This is a genomic window from Flavobacterium hydrocarbonoxydans (genome assembly GCF_009789235.1).
Classification (GTDB): domain Bacteria; phylum Bacteroidota; class Bacteroidia; order Flavobacteriales; family Flavobacteriaceae; genus Flavobacterium; species Flavobacterium hydrocarbonoxydans.
This window is the reverse complement of record NZ_WSTB01000003.1, coordinates 131,792-150,432: the sequence shown is the minus strand read 5'-3', so window position 1 is coordinate 150,432 and position 18,641 is coordinate 131,792. Positions and strand designations below refer to the sequence as shown.

Annotated in this window: 14 protein-coding genes; 12 read left to right on the top strand and 2 right to left on the bottom strand. The window is 34.9% G+C overall.

The window, feature by feature from the left end; all coding sequences use genetic code 11:
* Nucleotides 1-360: 360 nt before the first annotated feature.
* Nucleotides 361-2,148, top strand: coding sequence for a rhamnogalacturonan lyase (locus GON26_RS06670; protein ID WP_449404277.1), 1,788 nt, complete (start codon nt 361-363; stop codon nt 2,146-2,148).
* 110 nt (nt 2,149-2,258) lie between these two features.
* Here GON26_RS06670 and GON26_RS06665 read toward each other — a convergent pair whose 3' ends face one another.
* Nucleotides 2,259-3,299, bottom strand: a complete 1,041-nt coding sequence (locus tag GON26_RS06665) for a GntR family transcriptional regulator (RefSeq protein WP_160374275.1) — start codon at nt 3,297-3,299, stop codon at nt 2,259-2,261.
* Between the two features lie 303 nt (nt 3,300-3,602).
* On the opposite strand from GON26_RS06665, the gene rhaT reads away from it, so the two are divergent.
* The 10 genes from rhaT to GON26_RS06615 all read left to right on the top strand — a co-directional run bounded on the left by rhaT (nt 3,603) and on the right by GON26_RS06615 (nt 16,746).
* Entirely contained in the window at nt 3,603-4,673 is a 1,071-nt protein-coding gene (gene rhaT / locus GON26_RS06660) for an L-rhamnose/proton symporter RhaT (protein ID WP_160373963.1), read from the top strand.
* Nucleotides 4,674-4,709: 36 nt separating this feature from the next.
* Nucleotides 4,710-6,851, top strand: coding sequence for a bifunctional aldolase/short-chain dehydrogenase (locus GON26_RS06655; protein ID WP_160373962.1), 2,142 nt, complete (start codon nt 4,710-4,712; stop codon nt 6,849-6,851).
* A gap of 241 nt (nt 6,852-7,092) precedes the next feature.
* Nucleotides 7,093-8,367, top strand: coding sequence for a TIM barrel protein (locus GON26_RS06650; protein ID WP_160373961.1), 1,275 nt, complete (start codon nt 7,093-7,095; stop codon nt 8,365-8,367).
* Nucleotides 8,368-8,370: 3 nt separating this feature from the next.
* Nucleotides 8,371-9,744, top strand: coding sequence for an FGGY-family carbohydrate kinase (locus GON26_RS06645; RefSeq protein WP_160373960.1), 1,374 nt, complete (start codon nt 8,371-8,373; stop codon nt 9,742-9,744).
* 207 nt (nt 9,745-9,951) lie between these two features.
* Nucleotides 9,952-10,689: a (Fe-S)-binding protein gene (locus tag GON26_RS06640; RefSeq protein WP_160373959.1), complete on the top strand. Its 738-nt coding sequence runs from the start codon at nt 9,952-9,954 to the stop codon at nt 10,687-10,689.
* Nucleotides 10,690-10,818: 129 nt separating this feature from the next.
* The gene (locus tag GON26_RS06635) at nt 10,819-12,189 is read left to right on the top strand and encodes a glycoside hydrolase family 28 protein (RefSeq protein WP_160373958.1); all 1,371 of its coding nucleotides are present in this window, start codon (nt 10,819-10,821) and stop codon (nt 12,187-12,189) included.
* Nucleotides 12,190-12,230: 41 nt separating this feature from the next.
* Complete coding sequence (locus GON26_RS06630) at nt 12,231-13,631, top strand: lactate utilization protein B (protein WP_160373957.1); 1,401 nt, start codon at nt 12,231-12,233, stop codon at nt 13,629-13,631.
* Nucleotides 13,624-14,211: a LutC/YkgG family protein gene (locus tag GON26_RS06625; RefSeq protein ID WP_160373956.1), complete on the top strand. Its 588-nt coding sequence runs from the start codon at nt 13,624-13,626 to the stop codon at nt 14,209-14,211. The genes GON26_RS06630 and GON26_RS06625 overlap by 8 nt, the downstream gene beginning before the upstream one ends.
* A gap of 255 nt (nt 14,212-14,466) precedes the next feature.
* Complete coding sequence (locus tag GON26_RS06620; RefSeq protein ID WP_160373955.1) at nt 14,467-16,074, top strand: family 43 glycosylhydrolase; 1,608 nt, start codon at nt 14,467-14,469, stop codon at nt 16,072-16,074.
* A 459-nt stretch (nt 16,075-16,533) separates the two neighbouring features.
* Nucleotides 16,534-16,746 carry a hypothetical protein gene (locus GON26_RS06615; RefSeq protein WP_160373954.1) on the top strand — a complete coding sequence of 71 codons (213 nt, stop codon included), beginning with the start codon at nt 16,534-16,536 and terminating at the stop codon, nt 16,744-16,746.
* 133 nt (nt 16,747-16,879) lie between these two features.
* On the opposite strand, the gene GON26_RS06610 is transcribed toward GON26_RS06615, so the two are convergent.
* Nucleotides 16,880-17,959, bottom strand: coding sequence for a protein kinase domain-containing protein (locus tag GON26_RS06610; RefSeq protein WP_160373953.1), 1,080 nt, complete (start codon nt 17,957-17,959; stop codon nt 16,880-16,882).
* Nucleotides 17,960-17,996: 37 nt separating this feature from the next.
* Here GON26_RS06610 and GON26_RS06605 point away from each other — a divergent pair, with 37 nt between their 5' ends.
* Nucleotides 17,997-18,455: a hypothetical protein gene (locus tag GON26_RS06605; protein WP_160373952.1), complete on the top strand. Its 459-nt coding sequence runs from the start codon at nt 17,997-17,999 to the stop codon at nt 18,453-18,455.
* Nucleotides 18,456-18,641 lie beyond the last annotated feature (186 nt).

Below are 18,641 nucleotides of genomic sequence, written 5' to 3'. Positions count from 1 at the left end.
AGGAGCTAATCCCGCTATCCGTTGCAATCTTTTGTTTTTTAAAGAAAAAAACAAAAGGATTTCCACTTCTATCGGGGCTAGGGCATCCGTTTTCAAAAAGGATATTTTCGTTTTTTTTTGTCATTTCGAACGAGAAATCTCCGCAAGTAACTCTACAAAGATTTTCACCAATAAGTACGTAGCTAATTACGGAGATTTCTTCTCGTCGGAATTGAACAAGACTGTGTTAAAAATAAAAATCTACGTTAATCTTTTTTAAATCTGCGTGAAACTTTTAATCCACATAAAAAATCAATTATGAAAAATAGAATTCTATTTCTGCTGTTTTTTTTCTCCTGTTCCATTTTTGCGCAACGACAAATGGAAAATTTAGATCGTGGTGTTGTGGCGATTAAAAATAAGGATCAATTTTTTATCAGTTGGCGTGTTTTAGGCACTGATGCTGATGATATTGCTTTTAATTTATATCGAAAAAGTGGTTCGCAAAAAGCAGTTAAAATCAATGATAAACCAATTACAGGCGCAACTAATTTTTTGGATACAAAAGCAAGTTCAAAACTTGATAACACTTGGTTTGTCAAGACAATTTTAAAAGGAAATGAATCTGAAGCCAAAGGAAGTTTTACTATTCCAGCGGGAAGTTCTGATAAAGATTATTTATCAATTGCGATAAAACCGGTTGAAGGCTATATTCCGAATGATTTATCAACGGGAGATTTAGATGGAGACGGAAGGTATGATTTGATTGTGCACATGACCGGAAAAGCACACGATAATTCGCATACAGGCATTACAGATCCGCCTATATTTCAGGCTTATACTTTAGACGGAAAATTTTTATGGCAGATTAATTTAGGAAAAAATATTCGTGAAGGAGCTCATTACACACAATTTATGGTGTATGATCTGGATGGTGATGGTATTTCTGAATTAGTCTGTAAAACTGCTGATGGTACTACTGACAGTCAGGGGAATGTAGTGGGTGACGCTACAAAAGACTGGGTTGAAAGAGATCCTAAATCAGCTATTTATGGTAAAATTTTAAAAGGCCCGGAGTATCTTTCTGTTTTTAATGGAAAAACCGGAAAGCTGATTACAACAGTAGATTATATAGCAGAAAGAGGTGATCTTGCCGGATGGGGCGGACATGGAGGCAGTGGCGGAAATGATACGAAAGGAAACAGGGTAGATCGATTTACCGCCTGTGTTGCGTATTTAGACGGTATTCATCCAAGTGTGGTGATGTGCCGTGGTTATTACGGAAGAACTGTTTTAGCCGCCTGGGATTTTAAAAATAACAAACTGACTTCGAGATGGGTTTTTGATAGTAAAGATGCAGAAAATCCTTATTCCGGAATGGGAAATCACGGGCTATCTGTAGCTGACGTTGACAATGACGGAAAAGACGAAATTGTTTATGGATCAATGTGCGTTGATGATAACGGAAAAGGCTTATATACCACAGGTTTCAGGCACGGAGATGCGTTGCATGTTACAGATTTAGATCCTGAAATTCCGGGTCTGGAAGCTTTTGGAATCCATGAAATTGAAAATGAAACAACAGGACCTGGAGTAACTTTGTTTTCTGCCTCAGACGGAAAAGTTTTATTTACCGATTCGCCTAATGAAGATGTTGGACGGGGAGTAGCTGATAATATTGATCCAGCCAGAAAAGGGGCACAATGCTGGTGGTCCGGTTCGTCGTTTTTGTATGATATCAAAGGAAATAAAATTGGAGAGGCCCCTAAATCAATTAACTTTTTGATTTATTGGGATGGCGATACTTCAAGAGAACTCCTGAATTCGAATTATATTGACAAATATGGTAAGGGAAGATTGTTTACAGCAACAGGAGCGGTTTCAAACAACGGAACAAAATCAACTCCGGCACTTTCTGCAGATATTTTGGGAGACTGGAGAGAAGAGTTGATTCTAAGAAGTGAAGACAACAAAGAGTTAAGAATTTATTCGACCGCAATTCCAACTGAAATTAAACAATATACTTTGATGCATGACTCACAATATCGCCTGAGTATTGCCTGGCAAAATGTAGGTTATAATCAACCACCACATACTAGTTTTTATATGGGAGCAGGAATGAAACCAGCGCCAAAACCGAATATTGTTTTGGTTCCTGCGAAGAAATAGTTTTTTTGAAGGTTCAAAGGTCCAAAGGTTCAAAGTTGCAAAGGTTCTTAGATAAAAAAAGCTCAAAAAAACCTTTGTTCCTTTGAGCCTCTGCAACTTTGTACCTTAATTTAAATTGAATTTCTATCAATAAAATTAAACGGAACTTTTACTTTACCTTTTTCTTTATTCAAAATCATTCTGGCTGCGGTTTCTCCCATCACGTTAAAATCAGTTGACATAACCGTAATTCCTAATAATTCTTTAAGAGGAGTGTCATTATATGAAATTACGCCAATATCCTTGCCTAGAACATACTCATCGTCTCTAATTTGTTTCATCAAATTAACCAAATCCGATTCTTCAATAGTAATAAATAAATCACCTTTTTTGAGAATCATATCATCATAAACTTCGCTTAAAATCTCAAAATTTATTTCGTGTTCAACACAAAATTTTCTAAAACCGTGCAAAATTCTCCTTGGATAAGGATAGACAGCTTTATCCGGATAAACTAGAATCAGTTTTTTGTATTTAGCTATTTTTGTCAGGCCTTCTTTTAAAGCATCGTATATATCATTTTCAAAATCTTGATATATTTTAATCACTTCGTCACCCATTCCAAGTTTTATATTATCCATAATTACCAACTTTTCGTGAGGTATTTTTTGGATTGCTTTTAGAACGTCATCTGTAAAACTTAAATGTTTTAATTCATCGGTTTTAAAGTGTGTCGTAATAACATAATAATCATATGCTCCTTCAAATTTATCCAACAAATTTAAAAAAAGAGTTTCATCGCAGTGATAAATATGCAAATCGGTGTGTGCATTTGCACCTACAGTATCAATAAAAGAGTTATATGTTTTCATTTTATAAGCACTTAGTTTATTAAATAAAAACAAAATATTGACTTTAGATTCTAGTTTTGTTCGCGTGATATAATATCCTTTTCCTCTTATGGAAGAGATTATTTTTCGCTCTTTTAAGATATTATATGCCTTTTCTACAGTATCGCGAGACATATAAAACTCTTCACTAAAACTATTTATCGAAGGAATTTTTTGGTTGATTTTTAGATTGCCAACAGTAATATTATGCAAAATAGAATCTACAATCTGTTTGTATTTGGGTACTCTGGAATCTTCATCTATTTTAATAAGTTTAATCATGCTCATATCTTATAAATTATGCCCATCATAAACGGGACGTAATTTCCAAATTAGTTGTGTTTTCTGTTTGATGTAATCTTCTTGTTAATATAAAACAGCACTATTTGCATCACGAAAACGATTGCTAAAATAGAGATTTTAATTTTATTTTTTGCTTATAATTCGGTACATCTTTTAATATTTTTTCTTTTTTTTTCCTAAAAAAACCTTACAAGGATAGTACAGGATAGTTTTCTTTGATACATTCATTTATTTTACAAAACAGATTAACTATTGAACCAACCTCAAAAAAACAAATCATTAATGGAATCATTACTCGGAATTATTTTTCACTCTATCGGAGGATTTTCTTCAGGGAGTTTTTATATGCCTTTCAAAAAAGTTAAAGATTGGGCCTGGGAAAGTTATTGGCTGGTAGGGGGATTTTTCTCTTGGCTGATTGTTCCGCCACTCGCAGCTTATTTAACAATTCCAAATTTTACTGAAATAATTGCTAACGCTGCTCCATCAGTAAAAGCATTAGCATACGGAATGGGATTGGTTTGGGGAATTGGAGGATTGACTTATGGATTAGGGGTTCGCTATTTAGGAATGTCATTAGGGAACTCAATTACTCTAGGATTTTGTTCTGCTTTTGGAGCTTTAATTCCGCCAATCTATTACAATTTTAACGCGACAGCAGGTAAAGAATCTATTAGTGATATGTTTGCGAACTCAGGAGGTCAAATGGTTTTGTTTGGTGTTCTTGTTTGTGTCATCGGAATAGCCATTTTAGGAAAAGCAGGAATATTAAAAGAGAAAGATTTTGAAAAAGGGCATGAAGATAAAGACAAAGATTTCAGTTTAGTAAAAGGTTTAATTATTGCGATCATTTCAGGTATTTTAAGCTCTTTTTTCAATTTCGGAATTGAAGCTGCAAAGCCGATGGCTGATGTTGCTAATGAGTCTTGGAAAGCATTGCATCCAAATCAGGGAGAATTTTTGTTTCAGAATAATGTAAGTTACATTATTATACTTTGGGGTGGCTTGACAACCAACTTTATATGGTGTATCTATCTTAATTTCAAAAATAAAACATTTGGTAATTATACAGATAAAACGACACCCATTTCAAAAAACGTGCTTTTTTCTGCTATTGCAGGGACCATGTGGTTTCTTCAGTTTTTCTTCTACGGAATGGGGGAAAGCAAATTAGGAAACGGAGCCAGTTCATGGATTTTGCACATGTCAACGATCATTCTTACCGCTAATTTTTGGGGTTTTTACCTAAAAGAATGGAAAGGAGTTACTAAAAAGACCTTTAATACTTTCCTTTTCGGAATTGCATTGATGTTCTTATCTATTGTTTTGGTAGGAATTGGAAACTCTTTATAAATCAAATAGTAATTACTAAATAAATATTATAACCAAATGTCAAATATAAATATAAAAAATATGAATTTTAAGCATGTGAGCTATCTTTGGGATGATGCAAAAGCTGCAGCATTAGCTGGAGATGAAGTAGCGCTTTTTATTTACCGTTCTAATTTGTTAGGAGCAGATTTAAGACTTACTAACTATGGAGGAGGAAATACTTCTGTAAAAATTACTGACAAAGACCCTTTAACAGGTGATGTCACTGATGTAATGTGGATTAAAGGTTCTGGTGGAGATATCGGAACACTAACAAAATCTGGATGTGCAGCGCTTTATTTGGATAGACTTCACAATCTTGAAAAAGTATATAAAGGTATTGAATTTGAAGACGAAATGGTAGAATTATTCAACCACTGTATTTTCGATTTGGCTTCGAAAGCACCTTCAATCGATACTCCTTTACACGGTTTTTTACCATTTAAACATATTGATCACTTGCATCCAGATGCGGCTATTGCTATCGCTGCAGCAAAAGATGGAGCAAAAATAACAGAAGAATTATTCGACGGAGAAATTGGTTGGGTGGGATGGCAACGTCCTGGTTTTGACTTAGGGCTTCAATTAAGAAGCTGTTTGGAAGAAGCGGCTAAAAAAGGTAAAAAATTACGCGGAATCATGTTAGGTTCTCACGGTTTGTTTACCTGGGGAGATACTGCTTACGAAAGCTATATCAACACATTGGAAGTAATAGAGAAATGTGCTGAATATTTAGAGAATAATTATGGTAAAAAACGTCCTGTTTTTGGAGGTCAAAAACTAGAAAGTTTACCAGAAGCAGATCGTAAATTAAAAGCAGCAAAAGTGGCTCCAATCTTAAGAGGTTTCTGTTCGTCAGAGCGTCAAATGATTGGTCATTATACGGATGATGCAAGGGTTTTAGAATTCATCAATTCTAATGATTTAGAAAAGCTGGCTCCACTAGGAACTTCTTGTCCAGATCACTTTTTAAGAACAAAAATCAGTCCTTTGGTTTTAGAATTATCACCAAACGAAGATTTATCAGATGTTGAGGCTATCAAAGCAAAGTTAACGCCTGCTTTTGAGGCTTACAGAGCGATGTACAAAGACTATTACAATGCTTGTAAAAAGTCGAATTCGCCAGCAATGCGTGATCCAAATCCTGTGGTTATTTTATATCCTGGAGTGGGTATGTTTACGTTTGCTAAAGATAAAACAATGGCGCGTTTGGCATCAGAATATTATGTGAATGCGGTAAACGTGATGAAAGGTGCAGAAGCAGTTTCAGAATATACTTCGTTGCCTCACCAGGAAGCTTTTGATATAGAATATTGGTTGCTGGAAGAAGCAAAATTACAGCGTATGCCAAAACCAAAAGCACTTTCTGGTAGAGTTGCTTTAATTACGGGTTCTGCTGGTGGAATTGGAAAAGCTATTGCGAAGAAATTTGCTCAGGAAGGTGCTTGTGTAATCATCAATGATATTAATGAGGAACGTTTAACAGGTGCTACAGAAGAATTTACTAAAGCTTTTGGTAAAGATGCAGTTTCTAGCACATTATTGAATGTTACGGATGAAAACAGTACTGAAAAAGCTTTAGACGCAGCGTGTCTTGCTTTTGGTGGAGTTGATATTGTAGTAAATAATGCTGGTATCAGTATTTCAAAATCTATTGCAGAACATACTTTAGAAGATTGGGATAGATTGTATGATATTTTGGTTAAAGGACAATTTATTGTTTCAAAAGCTGGAACCGCAATAATGCGCAAACAAGGTTTTGGTGGTGATATCGTAAATATCGTTTCTAAAAATGCAGTTGTTGCGGGTCCAAATAATCCTGGTTACGGTTCTGCAAAAGCAGCTCAGGCGCATTTAACACGTTTGATGGCAGCCGAATTGGGAGCAGATAAAATTCGCGTAAACACAGTAAACCCAGATGCAGTAATCTCAGACTCCAATATTTGGTCTGGTGGTTGGGCAGAAGGCCGTGCAAAAGCATACGGAATTACCGTTGCAGAATTGCCTGCTTACTATGCAAAACGTACTTTACTAAACGAAATCATTTTACCTGATGATATTGCAAACGCTTGTTTTGCTTTTGTTGGTGGTTTACTTGGTAAGTCAACAGGAAATGCCTTAAACGTTGATGGTGGCGTTGCAATGGGCTTTTATAGATAATATAGTTAGTTTTTTTTATAAGTTTGTTTAAGACAAAAGTGGTTTTTTGTGATCTAACGTTTGAAAACATTCGAGCGTTAGATTTTTTTAAATAGAAAGAATATTTTTTAATGTAATTAATTTATATTCAGTTGTTTTTAGCTTTTTATTTAAACAAATAGAATAATATTTAAAATATAATAAAACAAGGGTTCAATTTTTATTTTAAAAGATTTTGAACTCTATTTAAAAAAGGAAAAATATGTTAATTCAATCAAACAATATAGCATCTCACAATGATGGTTTACTAAAAAAACATCAGAATAAATTAATCTTTACTGCTTCAGAAATTGGAGAAACAGAGGCAATTATTCAAAAATTAATTGACTTTCAAATCGCAATTCCATCTTGGGCTTTAGGAACAGGAGGAACTAGATTCGGACGTTTTCCAGGTGGTGGAGAGCCTCGTTCATTAGAAGAAAAAATCGAAGATGTAGGTTTACTTCATGCTTTAAACAATGCTTCTGGAGCAATTTCATTGCACATTCCGTGGGATATTCCAACAGATTATAACGCTATCAAAACGTTGGCAGCGCAACATAATCTTAAGTTTGATGCAGTAAATTCAAATACATTTCAAGATCAAAATAGTCAGGAACATACCTACAAATTTGGTTCGTTGCAAAACGTAAACAAAGCGGTTCGTAAACAAGCTATTAATCACAATATTGAAGTAATCAAACAAGGAATAGCTTTAGGTTCAGAGTCTTTAACAGTTTGGTTAGCTGATGGTTCTTCTTTTCCAGGACAATTAAATTTTAGAAAAGCATATCAAAATACATTAGAAAGTTTAGAGGAAATCTATGAGGCATTACCTTCAAACTGGAAATTATTTTTAGAATACAAATGTGCAGAACCCAATTTTTATTCAACAACAGTGGCAGATTGGGGACAATCCTATTCTTACGTGAAAAAATTAGGAGATAAAGCGCAGACTTTGGTAGATTTAGGACACCATTTGCCAAATGCTAATATCGAGCAAATTGTTTCTTTATTATTAATGGAAAACAAATTAGGTGGTTTCCACTTTAATGATTCAAAATACGGTGATGATGATTTAACGGCTGGAGCTTTAAAACCATACCAATTATTCTTAATTTTTAATGAATTGGTTGAAGGAATGGACGCTCGCGGAATGAATCACGCCAAAGATTTAGGATGGATGATTGATGCTTCTCATAATATCAAAGATCCGTTAGAAGATTTATTGCAATCTGTTGAGGCTATTATGATTGCTTATGCGCAAGCACTTTTGGTTGACAGAAAAGCATTAGAAATTGCACAAGAAGAAAATGACGTTGTAAAAGCGCAGGAAATTCTTCAGAATGCTTTCCGCACAGATGTTCGTGCTTTGGTTGCTGAAGCTCGTTTGCGTTCTGGAGCGGCTTTAAATCCAGTTGAATTGTATCGTTCGCTTGCGGTTAGAAATAATCTAATTTCAGAAAGAGGTTCAAAAACGGTGGCTACAGGCTTGTAAATTATGACTAGAGTAAACGCTGTATTTGATATTGGTAAAACCAACAAAAAGTTTTTTCTTTTTGATGACGAGTATAACGAAGTATATCGTGACTATGTCAATTTGCCTTTAACTGTAGATGAAGATGGGTTTGAAACCGAAAATCTGGAAACATTACGTACCTGGATCAAAGAAACTTTTGACGCCATTTTAGAAGATGAACGTTTTGACATTAAAACATTAAATTTTTCATCGTACGGAGCAAGTTTGGTGCATCTGGATTACAAAGGAAAACCTTTGACACCATTGTACAATTATACCAAAGATCTTCCTCAGGAAATTATTGAGGATTTTTATAAAGAACACGGTGATGCATTGACTATTGGTGCAGAAACAGCTTCTCCGCCATCTGGAATGTTAAACTCCGGAATGCAGTTGTATTGGCTTAAAAAGACCAAGCCAGGTTTGTTTTCGCAGATAAAATACAGCTTGCATTTGCCACAATATCTGTCGTATTTATTTACGGGAATTCCGGTAAGTGAGTACACAAGTATTGGCTGTCACACTAATTTGTGGAACTACGACGAAGAGGATTATCATAAATGGGTTCACGACGAAAATATCGATAAAATATTGCCTCCAATTGTACCCACTTCTGCAAGTATCAATACGACGTACAAAGATAAAAAAATCAAGATTGGAGTAGGAATTCACGATAGTTCATCGGCATTATTGCCTTATATTTTAAGCAAAAAGAAACCTTTTCTTTTACTTTCTACAGGAACTTGGAGCATTGCTTTAAATCCTTTTAATTCAGAAAGTTTGAGCAAAGAAGATATTGCTGAGAATTGTTTGAATTATCTTCGAATTGATGGAAAACGTGTAAAAGCTTCCCGTTTTTTTATGGGAAATGAGTACCGTTTACAAGTCGAAAAACTATGTGAATATTACAAAAAAGAATATGGTTACCACCGAGAAGTAAAATTCGATCAGGATATTTATTTAGGTTTGATTGAAAAGCCAGCGGTATATTTCAAATTTGAAGGGATTTCGTTGCAACGATTGCCTCAAAAAACAGAATTACAGCAATTTGATACTTTCGAAGAAGCCTACCATCAATTGATGATTGAGTTAATGGAATTACAGATTGATACCATCAACAAAGCCATCGGAAACAGTAAAATCAAAAAGATATTTATTGATGGCGGATTCACTGATAATGATGTGTTTATGAAATTAATGTCGCATCATTTTAGTAATTTTAAAGTCTTATCGACGCATTCTCCGTTAGGTTCAGCCTTAGGAGCGGCTATGGTTATTTCAGATAAACAAATTACTTCTCAATTCCTGAAAGAGAATTACAGAATGAAAAAATTAGTTCCGCTATTATTCAATTAATTAGGAGTAATTGTTCTTTATTAAAAACACAAAGTAACCCTCAATCTTGTCATCCGAAAGAATCTCAGAAAAGATGAAGCAAAGTTTAGAGATTCCTATGGAATGACAAACTTTGTGATGAGATATAAATGCGTTTAAAAAGCGCAAAACACAATGATAATCAATGTTAATTCTAGCAAACGTATTATCATTTAAATACGATTTTATATGAAAGTTGGACTTTTTATACCTTGTTATGTTGACCAATTTTACCCAAAAGTAGGAATCGCAACTTATGAATTATTGCAGAAATTAGGTTGCGATGTACACTTTCCGATGGGGCAAACTTGTTGCGGACAGCCTATGGCCAATAGTGGTTATGAGCATTTAACCACAGGTTGTAACACCAATTTTATTGCCAATTTTTCTGAATTTGATTATGTAGTTTGCCCTTCTGGGAGTTGTACTTTGCATGTAAAAGAACATTTGCATGACGAAAAACAAGAAGCTGCTGCAACCGAAATCAGAAAAAAAGTATTCGAATTGACAGAGTTTATTACCGATATTTTGAAAGTAGAAAGTATAGAAGGAAATTTTCCTTTTAAAGTAGGAATGCATCAAAGTTGTCACGGACAGCGTGGTTTAAAGCTTTCGCAAATGACCGAATTGAATGCACCTCATTTTTCGAAACCAGAACAATTATTGCGTAACATAAAAGGAATCGATTTGGTTTCTTTAAGCAGAAAAGATGAATGTTGTGGTTTTGGAGGTACTTTTTGTGTTACCGAAGAAGCCGTTTCTGTAAAAATGGGACAAGACCGTATTAAAGACCACGCAAAACACGAGGTTGAATACATAACTGGAGGAGATATGTCGTGCCTGATGCATTTAGAAGGAATTCTGAAAAGACAAAAAAGCGACATCAAAACCATTCATATTGCCGAAATATTAAATACGTTAGTATAAAAAATTGCCCGTGAATTAAACGGATTTAAACTGGTTGACACAGGTTTTAAACCATATTGTCAATATTAAAAATAATCCATGTCAACCCGTTTAAACCTGTAAAACCAGTGGCCCATTTAAAAATTAATCATGAAAAAAATAACGCTTTGTTTCGCAGTATTGCTTTCGCTTCTTTTTTTATCTTTTAAAAAAGACAAATCTGGCGTGACTTTACAGGAAGTTATTGTAAAAACTCCTTTTGAAATGCCTTCTATAAAAATTCCTGATTTTAGTAATTGTAAAGAATTTTCAATTCTTGATTTTGGTGCTGTAAAAGGAGATAAAGAGAAAACATCAAAAGCGATTGAAAAAGCGATTGCTAAAGCAAATAAAGCTGGTGGAGGGATTGTAGTGATCCCTGAAGGAGAGTGGCTGACTAAGAAAATCCATTTTAAAAGCAATGTAAATTTGCATTTGAAAAAAGGAGCAATTCTTCTGTTTTCAGAAAACCCAAAAGATTATTTACCAGCTGTAAATTCTACATGGGAAGGGTATGAATGTTTGAATTATTCGCCTCTTATTTACGCTTATCAATGTAAAAATATTGCCATAACAGGCGAAGGAGAATTGAAAGCAAAAATGGATGTTTGGAAAGTATGGTTTAAGCGTCCAAAGGCACACATGGAAAGTTTGAAAAGATTGTACTATCTGGCTTCTTACAACAAACCCATGAAAGAGCGTCAGATGGTAAATGATACGGCAAATTTTCGCCCACAATTTATTCAGTTTAATCGTTGCAGTAATATTTTGATGGATGGTTTAACGATCACCAATAGCCCTTTTTGGACGATTCATCCGTTTTTATCCAAAGATGTAGTACTTAGAAATCTTAAAGTTTACGCTCACGGTCATAATAATGATGGCTTTGATCCTGAAATGAGTCAGAATGTATTGATCGAAAACTGTGTTTTTGATCAGGGAGATGATGCAATTGCTATCAAGTCAGGAAGTAATCAAGATGCCTGGAGACTGAATACTCCTTCAAAAAACATCATCATGCGCAATTGTACCGTCAAGAATGGGCATCAATTGGTAGCAATTGGCAGTGAACTTTCGGGCGGAATAGAAAATGTGTTTGTTGATAATTGCACTGTCGTGGAAGGTGCTAAACTAAATCATCTTCTTTTTATAAAAACCAATGAACGCAGAGGTGGATATGTCAAAAATATCTACATGCAAAATATTGTTTCAGGAAAAATTGATCAGGGAGTTTTAGGAATCGAAACCGATGTTTTGTACCAATGGCGTGATTTAGTGCCCACAATTGAGCGAAAACTTACACCAATAAGCAATGTTTATTTAGAGAATATAAGAGCGGGAGATGTACAATTTATTTCGAGAATTTTAGGTCAAAAAGAACTTCCTGTAGAAAATATTTTCCTAAAAAATGTTAAGGCTCAAAAAGTGCAAGGAGAAAATTATATTCATCAAAATGTATTGAATTTTGTGGATAAAAATTGATTAAAAGCGATGTTGAATAGCTTTATTTTAAATTATCAAAGATGTCATCAAAAAAAGTAATAGAACATAGCCAGGCTGCCACCAATTTTAATAAAGATGTAGAGCGTGTCAATTGGCACGATGAAACATTATGGTTTGTTCGTGAGAAAAGAGATAAATCGGCACATCAAATTAAAGATTGGGAATTACTTCGAGAGACGGCTTCTCAAATCAAAAATAATGTACTATCCAATATTCATGATTATTTAGTTGAATTTGAGGAGAATGCACAAAAAAACGGAATCATTGTACATTGGGCTGCTGATGCCAAAGAACATAACGAAATCGTGCATTCGATTATGGCAAAGCATGAAGTTAAGCAAATGGTGAAATCCAAATCAATGCTTACCGAAGAATGTCATTTGAATGATTATTTGGCCGAAAAAGGCATCGAAGTTATCGATTCTGATTTGGGAGAATATATTGTACAGCTCCGTAAAGAACCGCCAAGTCACATCGTTTTGCCTGCCATTCACTTAAAAAAAGAAGATGTCAGCGAAACTTTTCACGAACATTTAGGTACTGAAAAAGGAAATATTGATCCTCAATACCTAACCGAATCGGCTCGTTTGAGTTTAAGAAATACTTTTTTAACTAGAAAAGTTGCCTTAACGGGAGTCAATTTCGCTATAGCGGAAACAGGCGAATTTGTGGTTTGTACCAACGAAGGAAATGCTGATATGGGAGCGCACTTAGCTGATGTTCATATTGCATGTATGGGATTCGAAAAACTGATTCCGCAGCGCAAACATTTGGGTGTTTTTCTTAGATTATTGGCAAGAAGTGCTACTGGACAACCGATTACAACTTTTTCAAGTCATTTCAAAAAACCTCGCGAAGGGCAAGAAATGCACATCGTAATTGTGGATAATGGCAGAAGTACACAATTGGGACGCGAAGATTTTAGAAATTCTCTAAAATGTATTCGTTGTGGTGCTTGTATGAATACGTGTCCAGTTTACAGAAGAAGTGGCGGACATAGTTATCACAATGCTGTTGCAGGACCAATTGGGTCTATTTTGGCCCCAAATCTGGATATGCGCAAAAATGCAGATTTACCTTTTGCGAGTACCCTTTGTGGCTCTTGCACGAATGTTTGTCCTGTAAAAATTGATATTCACGACCAATTATACAAATGGCGTCAGGTTTTGGTAAAAGAAGGTCATACGCCAACTTCTAAAACAATTGCCATGACAACGATGTCAAAGATTTTGGCTAATCCTACGATTTTTAATATTGTAGGTAAATCGGGTAGGTTTGTAATGAAAAACATTCCTGCTATGGTGAACAACAAAATGAATAAATGGTATGATCAAAGAGAAATGCCAGAAGTTCCCGAAGAGTCATTTAGAGAATGGTACAAGAAAAATTCAAGAGAATCTATAGCTAAGAACAATGAGTAGTAAATCTGAAATTTTACAAAAAATAAAACAAAATCAGCCGGAAATCACTGCCGATTTGCCTGATTTGGATCTTTTAAGCTCTGATAATCCTAATGTTTTGGAAACGTATAAAACCGTTTTAAAAAACATTGGAGGAGAACCTGTTGAAGTTGCCGGTTTTCACGAAATTCTGGATTTTATCAGAAATAATTATGCGCTTGACAGAAGAATTATTACGACTATTCCGGAACTTTCTGAAGTTGCATCCCTGGATTGGAAAAATGATGATCCACACACGCTTCAAAATGTTGAATTAGCTATTATAAGGTCACATTTTGGTGTTGCCGAAAATAGCGCACTTTGGGTTACAGATGCTATTTTAGGTCAGCGTGTTGCTCCTTTTATCGCACAATATTTAGCTATTTTTGTAAATAAAAAAGATATACTGGCAACAATGCAGCAGGCTTATAAAAGAATTGGGAATCAGGAATACGGTTTTGGAACTTTTATTGCAGGCCCTTCAAAAACCGCTGATATTGAGCAATCTTTAGTGTTGGGAGCACACGGAGCAAGAGGTTTAATTGTGTTTTTACTGGAATAATTTAATTATAAAATATAAAAAATTGGAAACTGATTTTGCATTAAGGAAAAGTAATGTATAATTAATAGAATTTATGAATATTAAAATGTAAGGTAACAGTTTAGTTCGGAAAAGATTGATTGCAATAACATGAATTTCAAATAAAACATAAGTATAAAACATAAGTCAAATGAGTGTATTTAAAGAGTATGAAAATCTCTCGTTTTAGATAAACTTATTTGACTTTTTGTATTTAATACATTAAAAAACAGGAACATGGAAATTAAAAAATCACATACTGCTATAACATCTTTTCTGATGTTGGCTTTTATTTTTATCACAAGTAGTATCAGTAAAATGAATGCACAGAGTGGTAATATCAAAAATGATATTTTCTGGAATACAAAAGACGGGCAGCCATTAAACAGTCAGGGTGGTGGTATTTTTAAGTTTGCAGATTCTAAGACAGGTGTTCAAAAATATTATTGGTACGGTGTTCAGTATGAAGAAGCTGATATGTATCGAAATGCTCCACATATTACTTTACCTAATGCTACTTTTAAATCGGTTACCTGTTATAGTTCGGTTGATTTAGTAAATTGGACTTTTGAAGGAGATGTAGTTACCAAAGAGGAAGTAAATAAATCAGGTAAAACCTGGGTTGGCCGTTTGGGGGTTGCTTATATGAAAGAGCTGAAAAAATACGCAATGTTTGTTCAGCACGGAAGTGAGGTGTTGATTACGCTTTCTGATTCTCCAACAGGACAATTTACATGGCATCAAAAAATAAATATGGAGAAAATGATCGGAACCAGCAATACTGGCGATCAAACGGTATTTACCGATGAAGATACCGGAAAATCCTATTTAGTTTATTCTTACGGAAAAGGTAGAAATAAAATATATGTTTCTGAAATTGGAATTAAAGATGGAAAAGTAAATCTTCTGGACTGTACGCAGATTTTTAAGGGAGAAAGCCGGGAAGGAAATTGTATGTTCAAGTACCAAAACAAATACTATATGTTTGCATCAAATATATATGGCTGGGATGCGTCGTTTGCCTATTATTTAGTTGCCGATGATATCAGAGGGCCTTATCTTCCTACTAATGAAATGCTGGTTATAAACGGAGCTTCTGAGGATTTTGCACACGTATCGCAGACTGGTTTTTTCTTTTCTGTAAAAGGAAGCAAGCAGGAAACAATTGTATATTGTGGAGACCGATGGGCAGATTTTGCGGGCAACGGCCTGGGATATAACCAATGGTGCCCGATTTCATTTGATGGAAAAACGCCTTATTTCAATTCACTTAACTCCTGGGATATAAATGCCAAAACAGGCGAATGGAAAGTAGCTAAAGACAATGATTATGTTAAAAATGGTAGTTTCGAAGCCGATCGCAGGCATATTCCAAGTCCTGTAAAACCTGTACAAATAGAATTAACGGGATGGACAAATGATGTTATTGAAGGAAACAAAATTAGCCTGGATACCATAACTTCTCCAGTAATAAATTATTTTAATACTGAAAATGACAGAAAGATTGTAGTAGGCGAAAAAAGCTTAAATATTAGTGATAAGGTTAGTTTTAAAAGAAAAACGTTTCAAACTATTACTTCTTCACCTTATGTTAAACTAGAAGATGGATCGTATATCCTTACCGCCAAAATAAAGAATACAAAAGGTTTTACAAACTTAGAAATGTATGCTTTAAGTAATCGCAAAAGACTAACTTACAATATAAAAGATGAAAACACCTCATGGAAAACGATTACTATAAAAAACATACCTGTCAAGGCTGGGAAAGTAGAGATTGGTTTTCTTGCTGATGGTACCGCAAATGTTTCCTGTCAGATTGATGATGTTTCATTGGTTAAGAAATAATATTTATGCTTAATTTTTGCTGCTCCACAGGTTTTCGTGTTGATCCGTTTTCGTGTTGATCCTCCGTTTTCGTGTTGATCCATCCTTTATAGTTTATTTTTTTTTGCAGATTTAAAAAGACATAAAAAAATCCCATTTCGTTAGAAATGGGATTCTTTTGTGACCTCGACGGGACAAATTACAACATCATTTTTAGATGATTTGAAGAAATTGGCTTTCTATATGTAGTGTCTGTCTTCCATTGGCTATGTAAATTTGGTTTAGATGTCCTGTTGGGGATTGATGCTAAAATTATGCAAACTCAATTGATTCATGGCATTAAACTAATATATAAATTTACAAATTTTATGAAGGATTTTAGAAGAATGTTTTAAGTTAAGGGAATATTGTCTTTCTATGGCTCTGTGAATTACTTTATGCGATTTAGGTTTTGTGGCACAAAAGTAATCCCTTTCATTTATGATTGCTTCCTTAGTAGCAGAAAACAGGGATACGTCCCTACTTGATTCCTATACAGTATTGGAACATATTGATAAGGATGCGACGGACAGTATTATTTCAAAACCTGTTTCAGGGCTGATCCAAACCATTTCTAAGGCAGCAGAGGATAAAAATACTAAAGAAATGAATTCAGAATTGGTGGAAAAACTGAAAGAATATGAAGAAAATTAAAATCTTAAAATTACTTGACGCCTGAAGGCTTAGGACTAATCGATATCTGCTTGTAATAGAAAAGAAGACTATAAAGTTCTTCTTTTCTATTTTTAAAATGGTATTTCCCAGTTTTTGACAGCTATTACTTGTCTTAGCTTTTGAATCGGCTAAGTAAAGTTTCGAACTTGGAATTTAGAAATACGGGACGGTGTTGGTTGCCATTGTTTGAAAACTGACGTCTGTAATAATTTATATAGTTTTCAGTCCTTACAGAGCTTTGCAGACACTCCGTTTTGATGCATTCCAGCAGGAATTGCTGCACCTCTTGAATTTTGGGCCTCTGCTCTGGATCAATAGACAACATCTGTTTGACGAAGGCTAGAATTTCGGGTTCAATAGGGTTGTCGACAGGCGTTATTGCACATCCGCCGCTTATCCATCTCTGCCAAGAATCAGACCGTGTCCATTTTCTGGAGTTTCCATTCTGTGGTTCTGGCCAGAACTGGTCCAGCTTTATCCCGACTGGATGCAGTCCGCCGGTCATCATTTCATAAAAAATAACCCCAAGGGCAAATACGTCCGTTGCACTTGAAAGTACTTCCCGTTTCCACTGTTCGGGTGCCATGTAAGGCCTTGTTCCATCAAAAACACCGTAATCCTTTGAAGCATTGGCCAGCCCGAAATCAGCAATAAGGGCAAATTGGTAGATGTCAAAATCACCCAGTCCGGCATACTGCCTGTTTAAGTCTTTTACCAAAATATTAGCCGGTTTTAAGTCCTGGTGAGCAATGAGGCCTTTGCTGTAACAGTGCATCAGACCTTCGCAGGCATAAGCAAGTAGTGAGAGTCTGCTCATGCGGCTGGGCTGTTTTTCTTTTAAAAAGTAAGCTAGATCACCGTCATGGTAGCGATAAGAAGCACTGGGAGTGTTTTCAATGGCATTATAATCAAAAGCGCGGCAGACAAAAACACTCCCGTAAAAAGAGTTCTGGAGCTCCAGTTCACGAATGAAACGGATGATGGCCTTTTTGTAGCCGGGATCATCGTTTAGTGGCTTGGGAACCTTTACACACTGGAATCGCGGCCAAGTTTCTTCCCCTTGGTCATAGACATAAATTTCACCGCACATCCCGCCCAGCAATTGATGGAATTCACCTCTAATTTTGGCCCTGCTTTCGACCAGCATTTTTTTATACTCTAAGGGCTCGATGTAAAAATCAATTTCAGACATATCAGATTCTGTTTTTTTATTATAAGTCATTTCAAAATTGGATGGTAAATATAAGAATAATCCTTTTAAAAAAAAATACAAAACCAGCGCCTTTTTGGGTTTTATAAGCAAGAATATTAAAACGGCGTGTAAAAGGAAATTTTTCAGTACATTTTTTAACATTGCGGGAGGCAGAGGGAAATGCAATAATCTCTATTACTATTATCACTGTGAAAATAGCTGTAAACATAGAACCAACTCAGAAACCGCAAATTCTATTTTTATATATAGCCTGAAAGATTTTATGTTGCTAGAACCTGTAGTTAAATTGTATTCAAAAGTGATACTAGAAATTTATAACGGGCATAAATCTGCAGCTGGATTAGAAAAAACTCAAATTGTAGGGCAGATTTCCAGTTATGAAAAAAGCTTGTCAAAAGCAAGAGAACTTTTGGCAACTAGGCAAATTGATGCTGATGATTATCAAAAAATGAAAAATTTGTGTAAAGTTAAATAGATAGTCTTAAGATTTTTTGGTAAAATAGTTATCCAATCCACTGTGCAAATGCGCTGAAACCTTCTAAAAATACGCTGTTACAGGCTTTTTTTGTTTTTCATGATAATTCATCATAAAATGTTGCTTATTTCACACTGAATGAGGGCCTTATTTGCAAAGGTGTTTTTGGAAATTAAAGTGCTGTTC

Coding starts and splice junctions, on each gene's coding strand:
- GON26_RS06615 (WP_160373954.1), top strand. CDS start 16,534: ATGATTGCTTCCTTAGTAGCAGAAAACAGGGATACGTCCCTACTTGAT.
- GON26_RS06655 (WP_160373962.1), top strand. CDS start 4,710: ATGTCAAATATAAATATAAAAAATATGAATTTTAAGCATGTGAGCTAT.
- GON26_RS06650 (WP_160373961.1), top strand. CDS start 7,093: ATGTTAATTCAATCAAACAATATAGCATCTCACAATGATGGTTTACTA.
- GON26_RS06640 (WP_160373959.1), top strand. CDS start 9,952: ATGAAAGTTGGACTTTTTATACCTTGTTATGTTGACCAATTTTACCCA.
- GON26_RS06665 (WP_160374275.1), bottom strand. CDS start 3,299: ATGATTAAACTTATTAAAATAGATGAAGATTCCAGAGTACCCAAATAC.
- rhaT (WP_160373963.1), top strand. CDS start 3,603: ATGGAATCATTACTCGGAATTATTTTTCACTCTATCGGAGGATTTTCT.
- GON26_RS06645 (WP_160373960.1), top strand. CDS start 8,371: ATGACTAGAGTAAACGCTGTATTTGATATTGGTAAAACCAACAAAAAG.
- GON26_RS06630 (WP_160373957.1), top strand. CDS start 12,231: ATGTCATCAAAAAAAGTAATAGAACATAGCCAGGCTGCCACCAATTTT.
- GON26_RS06620 (WP_160373955.1), top strand. CDS start 14,467: ATGGAAATTAAAAAATCACATACTGCTATAACATCTTTTCTGATGTTG.
- GON26_RS06625 (WP_160373956.1), top strand. CDS start 13,624: ATGAGTAGTAAATCTGAAATTTTACAAAAAATAAAACAAAATCAGCCG.
- GON26_RS06635 (WP_160373958.1), top strand. CDS start 10,819: ATGAAAAAAATAACGCTTTGTTTCGCAGTATTGCTTTCGCTTCTTTTT.
- GON26_RS06610 (WP_160373953.1), bottom strand. CDS start 17,959: ATGTCTGAAATTGATTTTTACATCGAGCCCTTAGAGTATAAAAAAATG.
- GON26_RS06670 (WP_449404277.1), top strand. CDS start 361: ATGGAAAATTTAGATCGTGGTGTTGTGGCGATTAAAAATAAGGATCAA.